This window comes from Burkholderia sp. 22313 (assembly GCF_052045245.1).
GTDB lineage: Bacteria > Pseudomonadota > Gammaproteobacteria > Burkholderiales > Burkholderiaceae > Burkholderia.
The window spans coordinates 41,234-54,271 of record NZ_JBQEON010000023.1 but is presented as its reverse complement, the minus strand read 5'-3'; the positions used below and the strand labels follow the sequence as shown (position 1 = coordinate 54,271).

Below are 13,038 nucleotides of genomic sequence, written 5' to 3'. Positions count from 1 at the left end.
ATCCGTTACCGTTTTGCGCAGCGTGTCATCGCCGTGCGGCCTAAGCTTAAGCATCTGCCGATTGCCGGCGCCGCCGGAGAAACACCATGAACAGGACCCTCGTCGCCGCGGCGCTCGCCTGCGCGACACTCGCCGGCTGTTATTACCCTTACGGCTACTATCCGGGCGGCTATTACGCCGCGGCGCCGGTGCAGCCCGCGCCCGTCTATGTCGACCCCGGCCCCACGTACTACTATCCGGCCCCCGCCTATGCGCCGGCATGGGGCGGCTACTGGGGCCCCGCGCTATCGCTGAACTTCGGGTTCGGCGGACGCGGCGGACACGGCGGCTGGCACCATCATTGATCGGCTGAACCGGTCGCGCGGCCGGTTCGCCGCGTCGGCGGCGCACGGATTTCCCGCCGGATTTCCCGTTTCTTGTCGTTTCATCCGATCGTGAAACGACGGCGCGTTAACGCGGTGTAAGATTCAGCGCATCCCGTCCCCTCGCCCGCCACACTCGATGTCGCCCAAGAACGCCTTTCTGCTGACCATCCTTGCCGCCCTGTGGGGCGCGTCGTTCCTGTTCATCCGGATCGGCGTCGCCGAATTCGGCGTCGCGCCGCTGATGGCGCTGCGAGTGGGCATCGGTGCGCTGTTCCTCACGGGCCTCGCGCTGACGCGCTTCAAGCCCGCCGATCTCGGCGCCCGGCTGCGCCGGCACGCGTGGCCACTGTTCGTCGTCGGCGTATTGAACTCGGGCGCGCCGTTCTGCCTGTTCGCCTATGCCGAACTGACGCTGTCGGCCGGCGTGACGTCGGTGATCAACGCGACGACGCCGCTGTGGGGCGCGCTCGTCGCCTACGTATGGCTGAAGGACAAGCTGTCGCTGCCGCGCGCGCTCGGCCTCGTGATCGGTTTTGCCGGCGTGCTCACGCTCGTGTGGGATCAGATCGCGAACGCACACGGCAGCACCGGCGCCAGCGCGACCGCACTTGCGGCCGCCGCCGCGCTCGGCGCGACGCTGTTGTACGGGATCGCCGCCAACTATACGAAGCGCAAGCTCAGCGGCGTCGATCCGCTCGTCAATGCCACCGGCAGCATGATCGGCTCGACCGTGCTGCTGCTGCCGTTCGCGATCGCGACCTGGCCGGCTGCAGCGGTCAGCGCGCATGCGTGGGGCGCCGTGCTCGCGCTCGGCATTGCCTGCACGGGCATCGCGTATTTCATCTTCTTCTACCTGATCGCGCATGTCGGCCCGGCCCGTGCGATTACCGTGACGTTCGTGATTCCCGTGTTCGGCCTGCTGTGGGGCACGCTGTTCCTCGGCGAACGCGTGTCGGTCGTGATGATCGAAGGCTGCGCGATCGTGCTCGTCGGCACCGCGCTCGCGACCGGCGTGATCAAGCGGATTCCCGGGTTCGGCCCGCGCGGCGACGCAACGGTCTGAGCGGCGCGCGGGCCGGCGACGCCCCTCGGTTGCCGCACTTCGACTTCGGTCCAGCCGTGGCCGCGCCCGATCGCGTCGCGTTTCGCCGGAGGCCGACGGCCGCGGCGATCGCAGTGCAGCCGACCGGCTTGTCCGACATTTCCGCGGCTTCGCCCGCCCCGCCCCCCGCCTGCCGTCTCTCGCCTCCCGCATTCTTCGCACGCAATGCACTCGGCACACGCAGCACTGTCGCCGCGTGCACGGCCGGCGGCCGTGGCGCGTGCGTCCTCTCCGGCTAACGCGCGCGCCCAGGCAGCGGTGTAGCGTTTGCGTGTGGAGTTACCCTGATACGCGCGTCGCGCCATTCCCGTTACACTCGGAACACTCATCCGCAGAAGGCGGTCACGATGCTCCACGTTCTCTCGCGTCCACCCGCGCGTGCGACGGCTTCTGCGTGGCGGCACGACACCGCCCCTCCATTCGCCGCCGGGCACCGTTGACATGAAGCCCTCCCGCGACCTCTCGCTCGATTCCGTGCTCGAACGCCTCACGCCGACGCCCGGCGGCTGGATCGCCACGTATCGCGACACGACGCTGCGCAGCGTGTTTCAACCCGTGCTGTCGATCACGCACAAGCGCGTGGTCGGCTATGAAGCACTGCTGCGCGTCGTGGACGCGAACGGCACGCTGGTGTCGCCGATCGCGCTGTTCGACAAGACCCGCGCGGCCGCCGATGCGCTGCTGCTCGACCGCCTCGCGCGCTGCCTGCATACGGCCAACTTCGTCGCGCAAGGCATCGGCGACGGCTGGCTGTTCCTGAACGTGACGCCGCGCGTGCTCGATTCGGGCCTCGTGCAGCGCGAGTTCGTCGAGGCCCTGTGCCGGCATTTCGCACTGCCGCCGAACCGCATCGTGCTGGAAGTCGTCGAGCAGCCGGCGCGCGATGAAGCCGCGCTCGCCCGCACGATCGACATGATCCAGCATCGCGACTTCCTGATCGCGATCGACGATTTCGGCACCGGATTCTCGAACTTCGACCGCGTGTGGCGTGTTCGGCCCGACATCGTCAAGCTCGACCGTTCGCTCGTCGAACGCGCCAACACGTCGGCCGACGATCGCCGCATCATGCATCACCTGGTATCGATGCTCCATCAGGCCGGCGCGATGGTGCTCGCCGAAGGCGTCGAAAACGACGACGCGCTGCAGGCGCTGATGGAAGCCGACATCGATTTCGTCCAGGGCTTCCAGTTCGGTCAGCCCGACGGGTCGATCGCGCACGCGAGCGCCGCGGCACCCGCGATGCTCGACGCCGCATGGCAACGCTTCATCGCCCGCCGGCATGCGCCGGTCGTCGCCGAGCAGCCGGGCTTCGACGCGATCGAGCGGCTCGTGCTCGCCGGCGCGGCCGCGTTTTCCGCGAGCGACAACCTGCACGACGCCGCGCAGCGCGTCTTCACGGTGCCGGCCGCACGCCGCGTGTTCGTCACGGACGAGATCGGCGAACAGTTCCTGCCGTCGATCGGCGCGCGTCCCGAGGACGGCCAGGCGATCGGCACGCGACTCGCACCACTGTTCCCGGAAACCCACAGCAACTGGTCGCGGCGGCCGTACTTCCAGCGCGCGGTCGCGGCGCCGGGACGCGTCGCGCTGATGGGGCCGCACTTCTCGCTGACCGAAGGCCGCGACTGCTATACGGCGGCCGTCGCGATTCGCGCGCAGAGCCGCCTCGTCGTGTTCTGCGTCGACTTCGTGCTCGACAGTGCGGGAACCGTGATGCGATAGCCGGCGCGGCGGTACGGGTTCGTTCGCCCCGCCCGGCCGATCGGCCTTTCGTCAGTCGATCACCTTTCCTCTGCCCGACTTCACCACGCTGCGGCGCGACTTGTGTTCGAGCCGCCGCTCCTTCGATGCGCGCGTCGGCCGTGTCGCGACCCGCGCACGCGGCGTGAACGCGACGCTGCCGATCAACGCATCGAGCCGCGCGAGCGCCGCGTCGCGGTTTTTCTCCTGGGTGCGGTATTCCTGCGACTTGATCACCACGATGCCGTCGCGCGTGATGCGCTGATCGGACAGCGCGAGAAGCCGCTCCTTGATGACGGGCGGCAGCGACGACGCGCGGATGTCGAAGCGCAGGTGAATCGCGCTCGACACCTTGTTGACGTTCTGTCCGCCGGCGCCCTGCGCGCGCACGGCCGTCCATTCGACTTCGGCCGGATCGAGCGTGTAGCGGATCATCATCGCGGCGTCTCCTCGCGGCGCCGCGCGAGCGCCTCGTCGACGCGGGCCGCGAGCCCCGAATCGCGTTGCGTGCGTGTGGCGACCGCTTGCGCCAGCACGCGCCGCGGGCCGATCACCTGCACGCGCGCGCGGGCGCGCGTGACGGCCGTGTACACGAGTTCGCGCGTGAGCACGCGGCCGAACGATGCCGGCAGCACGAGCGCGGCCTCGTCGAATTCGGAGCCCTGCGATTTGTGGACCGTCAGCGCGAACGCCGTTTCGTGCGGCGGCAGCGCGGCAGGCGATACCGCGCGCGCGGTGCCGTCGGCGCGCCGGAACCACACGCGCAGCACGCCGTGCGCGTCTGGCAGCGCGATGCCGATGTCGCCGTTGAACAGCCCGAGCGCATAGTCGTTGCGCGTCACCATGATCGGCCGCCCGGTGAACCAGTGTGCGCCGACCGCGAGCGGCACGCGAGCGGCATGCCGCACGTGCGTGGCCACCAGCGCATTGACGTGCTCGGCGCCACGCGAGCCGGTGCGCGTCGCGCACAGGATCCGGAAGCGGTTGAGCGCATCGAACAGCGGCAGCGGATCCGGCACCGGTTCGGACAACGCGGTGCGCAATGCATCGAGGTATGCGCCGAACCGGCGCGCGAGCCGCTCGACCGTCGACGCCGCCAGCATGTCGCCCGCATCGTCATGAAACGACGCTGCAGCCGCATCGTCGTTCGGCAGTGCGTCGAGCGCGGCCTGCACGTCGCCACGGCGGATCGCGAGCGACAGGCGGCCGATCGGCGAATCGAGACCGAAGCGGTAATTGCGTTCGAGCCACACGACGCAGTCCGCGAGCGGCGCGGGCGCGGGCGGAACGACAGCCGTTTCGCCCGCGCGCGTGGCGGCGGCCGACGCGCGCGCCATGTTGCCCGCGTCGCTCGGGTCGAATGGCGCCAGCTCGACCGCGTCGAGCCACGCAAGCTCGCCGGCCTCGATCCAAGCGGGACCAGCGGTCGCGGAGGGGCCGTCGATGTCGGTCGGTGCAGGTGCGGATGCAGCAGACGGCAACAAAGCGGCCGGCGAGGCGACGTCGGCGGGAGAAGCCGCGTCGTCCTGCGGGTCGTCGTCGAACAGTGACGCCTGGCGCGTATCCACGTTGCGCCGCGCAGCTGGCTTGTGCGCAGCGGGCACCAATGCCGACGCGGATAGCGCCGCGGCGGCCGGAGCCGAAACCGAGGCCGGGGCCGGACCGGTTCCCGCTTGCGCCATCTCGCCGTCCGGCACCGGCAACGCGGCGACGAAAGCCGCTTCGTCGATCCCGAGTGCATGCGCGATACGCGTGCGTGCCGCGGCGGTGAACGTCGGCCGCGCGCTGAGTTCCGCGAACACGGCACCGGCCTCGACCGCGGCAAGCTGGTCCTTGTCGCCGAGCAGCACGAGCCGCGCACCGGGCGCGAGCGCGTCGAGCAGATGGGCGGCGAGCGCGACGTCGATCATCGACGCCTCGTCGACCACGATCAGGTCGTACGGCAACGGGTTGTCGCGATGATGGCGAAAGCCCGCCCCCCCGCCGCCGCCCAGCAGGCGATGCAGCGTATACGACGTGTCGGGCAGGCGCGCGGCCAGTTCCGGCGGCAGGTCGCCCGCCCGCGCGTGCAGCGCTTCCTGCATGCGCTGCGCGGCCTTGCCGGTCGGTGCCGCGAGCGCGATGCGCAACCCCGGATGCGCGTCGAGCAAACACGCCAGCACGCCGACGACCGTCGTCGTCTTGCCGGTGCCGGGACCGCCGCTGACGATCGTCACCCGCCCCGTCAGCGCCACGATCGCCGCGACGCGCTGCCAGTCCACTTCGCCCGTCGCCGGCCCGAAGTAACGCGCGAGACTGTCGCGCAACCGTTCGGGCGACAGCGCATCGCCCGGCGCGGCGGCGCCGGCCTGCGCGACCAGCGCCTCGGCAAGCCGCCGTTCGTAGTCGAAATAGCGCGACAGATAGAGATGATCGTGCCGATCGACGATCAGCGGCCGCTCGTCGCCGCGCGAGAGCGTGCCGAACGCCACCAGGCCGCTCGCGGCGAGCGCCGCGCGCACCTCGTCGATCGTCGCCTCGTAACGCTGCGCGAGCGCACCGAGCGCGACGCATACGTGGCCGCCGGCGGTCGCGCGACTCGTCGCGAACGCGGCACGCGCCGCCCAGCGCGCGGCCGCGGCCGACGCACCCGCGCCGCGCGACAGGTCACCGATGCGGCGCGCGAAACCTTCCGCGAGCGCGATGCCGAAATCGGCGGGCTCGGGCAGGCGCGCGACGAGGCCGCCGGTGAATTCGAGCATGTCGTCGGACACGTTCATGCGCGGCCCCCTTCCATCATCCGGTCGAGCGCGTCGACGAGTTCGCGCGCGGGCCGCCGCGCATGCACGCCGGCCGGTTCGCCGCCGCTGCGCCAGCCGGGCCGCACGCCACGCACGAACAGGTACAGGTAGCCCGCCATATGCGTGTCGTAGTCGTAGCCGGGCAACCGGCCGCGCAGATAGCGATGCAGCGCGACCGTATAGAGCAGCGCCTGCAGGTGATACGCGTGATCGGCCATCGCGACGTCGAGGGCGCGCGGGCCGTAGGCATCCGGCGTGTTGCCGAGATGGTTCGACTTCCAGTCGACGATCCAGAAACGGCCGTCGTGTTCGACGATCATGTCGATGAAACCCTTGATGAAACCGGTGAGCATGCCGGCGTCCAGCGCAACGTCCGGATAGCCGTGCGCGACCAGCAGCCGGCGCAGCGCGCTCAACTCGAGCGACGGCGCCGGGAACAGGAAACCCATTTCGTCGAGCCGCTTCGCGGGATCGAGAACCGCCAGCCGCATGCCCGGCACGAGCTCCGTGCGCACGACATCGTCGACGAGCCGCGCCATCATCGCCGGCAGGCGCGTCGCGAGTTCGGGCGCGGCCTCGACCGGCCGGTCGTGCAGCGCGCCGAGCGCGGCCTGGTGCCACGAATCGGGCTCCGTGAACCGGCTGAGTTCGAACAGGCGGTGCAGGCACTCGCCCGCTGCCGCCCCGCGCGGAAACACGAGGATGTCGTCGTCCGGCGGCTCGGCCGCGACCGTCTCGGCGATGGCGAACGCGCCGTCCGGCGTCGCGGCGGCAAGCGCATCGTGATCGGGCCGCAGCTCGTCGTCCGGCACGAGCGCGACGCCCGCCTCCTCGCGCGCCATCGACGCGGTCAGCGAACTGAAGCTCGCCATCCGCCACGCGTCGCGCAGCACGCGCGTCGCATGGCGTGCCGCGAGCGTCTGCGATGCATCGTGGCCGGCGGCCAGGCGCTCGCGACGCGCCGGCACCGGCAACGGCGCGACGCTCACCGGGCCACCTGCGAGCGCTTGCCACGCGGTATCGAGCGCGGCTTCGTCGGGCGGCTCGTCGAGCCACGCGTCGAACGACTGGCCGGCGCCGGCCACGAGCCAGTTCAGCACGCTGCGCCGCGCCTCGCGGGTCGAGCGCGACGACAGATAAGGCCCGGCAACGAGATAGCACCGATAGACCGCGCGCGTGAGCGCCACGTAGACGAGTCGCGCGCGCTCCGCCGCCTGCTCGCGCAACGCCTGGCGCGCGGCATGCTCGGCGGCTGCGTCGTCGCATCCGTAATGCAGCACGGCGTCGCCCGCGTCGTCGTGATACTCGCGTGCATCGGGCAACCCCGACGCGGGCGGCTCGCGCAGCCCGCCGTCGTTCAGGAATGGACAGAACACGACCGCGTATTCGAGGCCCTTCGACTTGTGCACGGTGACGATCTGCACGAGGTTGCGATCGGATTCGAGACGCAGCTGCGCCTCCTCTCCACCGCCGTCGAGGCGTTGCGCGGCGAGCCAGCGCAGCGTCGGCGCAATGCCCGGCTGCGCGGACGCGCGCGCCTGCGTCAGTTCGGCCAGATGGTTGATGTCGGTCACGCGGCGCTCGCCATCGGCGCCGGCCATCAGCCGCTCGGCGATCCGCAGCTCGCGCGTGAACGTGCGCCACATCACCGCGAAGCCGCGTTCGCGCCACAGCAGCCGGTAGCGCGAGAAGCGCTCGACCCAGCTCATCGCATCCGTGCTGTCGGCCGCTTCTCGCGACGCATCGCCATCACCCTGCTCCATGCGCCACAGCGCACCCGCATCGAGGCCGAACCAGTCGGCCGCCAGCGCCGAGCGCAGGCGCCGCAGGTCGCCCGGCGCGTCGATCGCCGCCAGCACGCGTTCGAGCTGCTCCGCGTCGCCGGTCGAAAACACCGATGCCTGCGCGAGCTCGACGCTGCCGATACCCCATGTGGCGAGCACGCGCTTCACGAGGCTGCCCTGCCGGTGCGTCTGCACGAGCACCGCGATGTCGCCCGGCGACAGCGGCGTGTCGCCGAGCCGGGCCTGCCCTTCCCGCGCACCGCGCATCAGCCGGGCAATCTCGGCCGCGCATGCCTGAGCGGCCTGCGCCTGCGCGTCGCGCTTGAGCAGCGTGCCGTCGCCGCCGGGCAGCGCCCAGATCCGGAAATCGCCGGCCGGGCCCGGATCCGTCTCGTCGACGAACGGCGCCCGCACGCGCGTGCCGGCCCGCACCGCGTAGTAGTCGAGCCCGTCGAGCACGAACGCGCGCGGGTTCGACATGAAGAAACGGTTGCACGCGTCGACGATCGCCGGCGTCGAGCGCTGGTTGACCGCGAGCGTATAGCACGCGCTCGCGCTGGCCCGCGCGGCGAGATAGGTGTGCAGGTCCGCCGCGCGGAAGCTGTAGATCGCCTGCTTCGGATCGCCAACGAGAAAGAGCGGCCCGCCCGGCGCGAAGATCCGGTCGAAGATCGCGAACTGCAGCGGGTCGGTATCCTGGAACTCGTCGATCAGCGCGGCCGGATAGCGCGCGCGCAGCGTCTCGGCGAGCCACGGATGCGCATGCAGCGCGTGATACAGGTTCGCGAGCAGGTCGTCGAACGACACGACGCGACGCGTGCGCTTGCGTTCGGCCAGCTCGGCCGGCGCGGTATCGAGCCAGTCGGCGATCAGCGCGAGCCAGCGCGCATGCTGCGCGGCCTCGGCCGCGGCCACCGCTGCTGCGAGCGCATCGGCGACGTCGAAGAACGCGTGTTCGGGCGTCGCGCCCCCCTTTTTCGTCGCCTTCACCAGCGCGGTGCGCGTGAGCTTGAGCGCGGCCTTCGGCAGCGTGGCCGTTGCGTTGCCCTGCGCGAAATGCGCGGACCACGCGGCGAGCGCATCGGCAACCGCGTCGGGCTTGTGCGAGCGCTGGTTGAGCGCGGGCTGCGCGGTGCGCAGCAACGCATCGATCGCGTCGCGCTCGGCGGCCCACATCCGTGCGGCCTCCGCAAAACACTCGGCGGCGGCGGCCTCCGCCGATTCGTCCGGTTCGACGACGCCGTCCCAGCGCAGTGCGGCGAGCGGCTTCTTCAGCCGGCGCGCGAGCTGGGCGTCGAGCGCAGCCGGGCCCGCGCCCGAATCGACGAGCCACGTCGCGAAGCCGGGCCAGCGCGCGGCCATCGGCTCGACACGCGTGCGCCAGAAGTCCGCCGCAAGCTCGAAGCGCAGCGCCGCATCGTCGGCCTGCATCTCGAACGCGAACGGCATCGCGGCCGCGAACGGCGCTTCCTGCAGCGCGCGCTGGCAGAACGCGTGGATCGTGTGGATTGCCGCCTGGTCGAATGCACGCAGCGCGCGCCGGATCCGCTTCGCGGCGGTTTCGGTGTCGAGCGCGCCGGCCGCGCCGAGCGTCGTCTCGAGCAGGCGCGCGACGAACGGATCGCCGCCGTCGTCGCCGGTATCGAGCGCATGCGCGAGCTGCGCGAGCCGCCCGCGAATCCGCTCGTGCAGTTCGGCCGTCGCCGCCTTCGTGAAGGTCACGACGAGGATTTCGTCCGCGCCGAGATCCTTTTCGAGCAGCAGGCGCACGTAGAGTGCACAAATGTTCCACGTCTTGCCGGTACCGGCCGATGCCTCGATCTGATTGACGCCGTCGAGCGGGCACGCGAACACGTCAAGCTCGAGCGCCGCCAGCGGCTGGGATGCGGCGCTCATGCGACCTCCTTCAGGTGTTCCAGCATCGGCTCGAATACGAGCCGCGCGAGTGTGCCGAACGGCTCGTCGAGCGACGGATGCGCGCCGCGCCATGCGATCGCGATCGCCGGATCGTCGGCTTCGCTCGCCACGCGCTCGTTGATCCACACGCTCGCGGCCTTCGCCTCGCCGTCGGACATGCGCGCCCATGCGCTGCGCGGGAAGAAGCGCAGCGGCATGCGCCGCCCGGCACGAAACAGCGCGGCGAGCGGCGCGAGGCGCTCGAGCGGCGCCGCGACCGGCGTGAGCTCGAATGCGCCGCCGCTGCCGAACCACAGCGTGCGGCGCGGGCCGTCGGGCTCCACCGCGCAGTAGACGAGATGCGCGAGCCACGCGGACAGGTAGTCGCGCGAGCTCGGCCGTGCATAGCGATAGATGATCTGGCCGGCCGGCGTCAGCCGGTTCAGCGTGCCGTGCAGCTCGAGCGGCGCACTCACCGCGTCGTCCGACAGCATCGCGTCATCGGCGCCGAACAGCGCCTGGTCGGTGTCGGGCCATGCGGGCGCGATCGACAGCGTGAACGGCCGCCGCTCCATCCCGTCGGCCAGCGCATGGCGCACGTTCGACGCAAGCTGCGTCATCGCGCCGAGTGCCTGGTCGCGCCAGACGGCGCCCGTCGCACCGCCCGGCAATTCCGGGCTGGCGTCCGCGATGCGCAGCGCATGATCGTGCACGCCCCCTTCCTCCGATTCGATCAGGAGCGGCAGCAGACGCTCGGCGAGCGCGTCGCTGCCGGCGAAGTCGAGCGCGAACGGCTCCGTGTCGAGCAGTTCGGCCTGCGCGTCGGACAGCACGATGCCGAGCCGCGCGCGCAGCAGCGCGCGGGCCGGATGCCGCCAGAAGCGTTCGAATTCGCTGAACGCAACGGCCTCGACCGGCTCGGCCGGCAGCGGCTGCGCGAAGAACGGCTGCTCGCGCGTCGCATCGCGCGCGGCTTCGGCCGCGAGCAGCGAAGCAAGCGTCGCGCGCTCGGCGTCGTACGAAGCCAGTTCACTGCCGGGGCGGAAATACTCGGCCGCGAACGGTTGCAGCGGATGCTCGACGATGAACGCGCGCCGCGCGGCGTCGACCGCATCCGGCGCGGCGTCGGCGCCGGCCGTGACGAGCGCGAGATGGTCGAGCAGTTCGTCGACGAGCGCCGCGGGCGGCAACGGGGCGTTGTCGCGAATGCTGCGCCCGGTATACGCAATCAGCAGCCGATCGCGCGCGGCCAGCAGCAGGTCGAGAAAAAGGTTGCGCTCGTCGTCGCGGCGCTGCCGGTCGCCGAGCTTCGGGAGCACGGCCATCAGGTCGAATTCGTCCGCACGCGCGAGGCTCGGCAGCACGCCGTCGTCCATCCCGAGCAGGCACACGACGCGGTACGGCAAGCCGCGCAGGCTCGTCAGCGACGAGAACGTGACGCCGCCCCACGGCACCCCGCCGCGCGCCGGATCGTCGAGCGCGGCCGCCAGCCCCGCGCGCACGACGGCCGCGGGCAACGCCTCGTCGGGCGCCCCTTCCGTCATCGCGGCGAGCATCGCGTCGAGCGCGTCGCGCACGCCCGCGAGCGCATCGGCATACGCGGCGCCGGAGTCGAAGAAGCGCGCCAGCGTATCGGCGAACAGTTCGCTCCATGCGCGCGGCGCGTGCGCGTCGGCGAGCCGCCGCGCGAAGCCGTCGAGATCGTCGGTGAAGCGCGCGAGCCGGCCGAGCAGTTCGGCCTCGCTGCCGGTGGCCGCCTCGATCGGCAGCCACGCGCCGACCGGTGCCGCGCCTTCGGGCATCGCATAGCCGAGAAAGAGCCGCGCGAGCGCATCGGAGAACGTATGGCGCGGCGCCGGCACCGCCGCATCGTCGCTCGCCGTCGGCGACAGCCCGCGGCGCGCGCCGGCGGCCGCGAGCCAGGTCTGCACTGTTTCGAGCGCGGCCGCGTCGATGCCGTAACGGGCCGCCACCGCGTCGACGCGCAGCCATTCGACCAGCTCCGGCGCGCCGACCTGGCGCTCCGGCAACGCGAGCCATTCGAGCAGCACGCGCGCGACCGGGTTCGCCTGCGACGGCGGCAGGCCGGTAACGCGGTAAGGCACGCGCGCGCCGCCGGCGCCCGCCGTGCCGAACACCGCATCGATCAGTGGCCCGGCCGCCGCGAGATCGGCAACCGCCACCAGCACGTCGGACGGCTGCAGCGTCGCGTCGGCATCGAAGCAGGCGAGCAGGCGGTCATGCAGCACCTCGAGCTGGCGCGCGAGGCTGTGGCACACGTGCACCTCGATCCCGCGCTCGGCCGGTGCGTCGCCGAGTTCGGCTTCCGGCTGCAGGTCGAGAATCGCGTTCTGCACGCGCGCGAGCCAGGTCGGCGCGGGATTCCCGACGAAACGCGATGCATCGCCCGACGCGGCGCTTTCAGTCAGTTCGTGCAGCATGTGCAACTGCGCCTGCGTCTGCCGGCCCCACTCCGCGAGCAGCGGATGGCCGACTTCCTGATAGTCGAGCCGGCCGGCCGCGTCGAGCGCCTCCGCGTGCGCGGCGGTGACGATATCGAACCAGAACTCGCGGCACGGGTTGAGCGCATAGACACGCACGTCGATCCAGCGCGACAGCTCGCGCAGCAGCGCGACGTGCAGTGGCGGCATCGTCGGCAGCGCGAACACGCTGACCGACTCCGGCCAGTCGACCCGCTCGGCGGTGTCGGGATCGAGGTTGCGCGCCTCCACGAGGAAACGGTGCGCGGGCGGTGTGCCGCTGTCGCTCAGCTCCGCGAGCAGCGCGCGCCACAGTGCGGCCTGCCAGTGCTCGTCGTCGCGCGCGGCGTCGCTGATCCCGCGCGGCGCGGCGTCGCCCGCGAGCACCGATTCGCCGGCCTGCCACGCGGCCAGCCATTCGGGCCGATAGGTCAGGTAATGATCGAGCACGGCCGCGACACGCTGCGCCAGTTCGTAGCGCATCGCATCGTCGGACGCGGACAGATAGGCGGCCAGCCGCGGCGACGCGAGCCACGGCGCGCCGCCCGCGGCCTGCGCGAACAGCCGGTAGCAGCGCCATACGAGGCGGTCGGGCGAGAATGGCGAGCGCTTGGGTACCTCCATCACGCGGCCGATCTGCGCCCACAGCCATTGCGCGAGATACGTGAACTCGACGTTCGCGCACACGCCGTGACGTGCGGCGATGTCGAGCTCGAGACGGCGGCGCAGCGCCGCGCTCGGCACGATCACCTGTTGCTGCGCCCACGGGCCGTGACGGGCCGGGAAGGCGGCGAGATCGTCGAGCAGCGCGTCGGCCAGCGTTTCGTGACGGTTCGAATAGAAGAGATGGAGCATGAAGCGGGTGTCTGAGCGTCGCGCCGGCCGGGCCGG

7 protein-coding genes are annotated in these 13,038 nt (G+C 71.4%); 3 read left to right on the top strand and 4 right to left on the bottom strand.

What is annotated here, in order from left to right:
* Nucleotides 1-86: 86 nt before the first annotated feature.
* From ACTJKF_RS19515 to ACTJKF_RS19505, 3 genes are all read left to right on the top strand, one after another.
* Nucleotides 87-344 carry a hypothetical protein gene (locus tag ACTJKF_RS19515; RefSeq protein ID WP_440625285.1) on the top strand — a complete coding sequence of 86 codons (258 nt, stop codon included), beginning with the start codon at nucleotides 87-89 and terminating at the stop codon, nucleotides 342-344.
* A gap of 157 nt (nucleotides 345-501) precedes the next feature.
* Nucleotides 502-1,428: a DMT family transporter gene (locus ACTJKF_RS19510; protein ID WP_440625283.1), complete on the top strand. Its 927-nt coding sequence runs from the start codon at nucleotides 502-504 to the stop codon at nucleotides 1,426-1,428.
* 480 nt (nucleotides 1,429-1,908) lie between these two features.
* Entirely contained in the window at nucleotides 1,909-3,189 is a 1,281-nt protein-coding gene (locus tag ACTJKF_RS19505) for an EAL domain-containing protein (RefSeq protein WP_440625282.1), read from the top strand.
* A 51-nt stretch (nucleotides 3,190-3,240) separates the two neighbouring features.
* Here the strand turns inward: ACTJKF_RS19505 and arfB are convergent, their stop codons facing one another.
* From arfB to recC, 4 genes are read right to left on the bottom strand one after another with little or no spacing between them, the layout of a single operon-like run.
* Complete coding sequence (arfB, locus tag ACTJKF_RS19500) at nucleotides 3,241-3,645, bottom strand: alternative ribosome rescue aminoacyl-tRNA hydrolase ArfB (RefSeq protein WP_063548829.1); 405 nt, start codon at nucleotides 3,643-3,645, stop codon at nucleotides 3,241-3,243.
* Nucleotides 3,642-5,966 carry an AAA family ATPase gene (locus tag ACTJKF_RS19495; protein WP_440625280.1) on the bottom strand — a complete coding sequence of 775 codons (2,325 nt, stop codon included), beginning with the start codon at nucleotides 5,964-5,966 and terminating at the stop codon, nucleotides 3,642-3,644. Before ACTJKF_RS19495 ends, arfB begins: the two co-directional genes overlap by 4 nt.
* Complete coding sequence (gene recB / locus ACTJKF_RS19490) at nucleotides 5,963-9,667, bottom strand: exodeoxyribonuclease V subunit beta (protein WP_440625278.1); 3,705 nt, start codon at nucleotides 9,665-9,667, stop codon at nucleotides 5,963-5,965. Before recB ends, ACTJKF_RS19495 begins: the two co-directional genes overlap by 4 nt.
* Nucleotides 9,664-13,002 (bottom strand): exodeoxyribonuclease V subunit gamma, encoded by a 3,339-nt coding sequence (gene recC / locus ACTJKF_RS19485; RefSeq protein WP_440625277.1) that lies wholly within the window; start codon nucleotides 13,000-13,002, stop codon nucleotides 9,664-9,666. The genes recB and recC overlap by 4 nt, the downstream gene beginning before the upstream one ends.
* Between the last annotated feature and the right edge of the window lie 36 nt (nucleotides 13,003-13,038).

Bases quoted from the DNA above. Each gene is read 5' to 3' on its own strand.
- ACTJKF_RS19510 (WP_440625283.1), top strand. From the start codon at position 502: ATGTCGCCCAAGAACGCCTTTCTGCTGACCATCCTTGCCGCCCTGTGG.
- ACTJKF_RS19515 (WP_440625285.1), top strand. From the start codon at position 87: ATGAACAGGACCCTCGTCGCCGCGGCGCTCGCCTGCGCGACACTCGCC.
- recC (WP_440625277.1), bottom strand. From the start codon at position 13,002: ATGCTCCATCTCTTCTATTCGAACCGTCACGAAACGCTGGCCGACGCG.
- arfB (WP_063548829.1), bottom strand. From the start codon at position 3,645: ATGATGATCCGCTACACGCTCGATCCGGCCGAAGTCGAATGGACGGCC.
- ACTJKF_RS19505 (WP_440625282.1), top strand. From the start codon at position 1,909: ATGAAGCCCTCCCGCGACCTCTCGCTCGATTCCGTGCTCGAACGCCTC.
- ACTJKF_RS19495 (WP_440625280.1), bottom strand. From the start codon at position 5,966: ATGAACGTGTCCGACGACATGCTCGAATTCACCGGCGGCCTCGTCGCG.
- recB (WP_440625278.1), bottom strand. From the start codon at position 9,667: ATGAGCGCCGCATCCCAGCCGCTGGCGGCGCTCGAGCTTGACGTGTTC.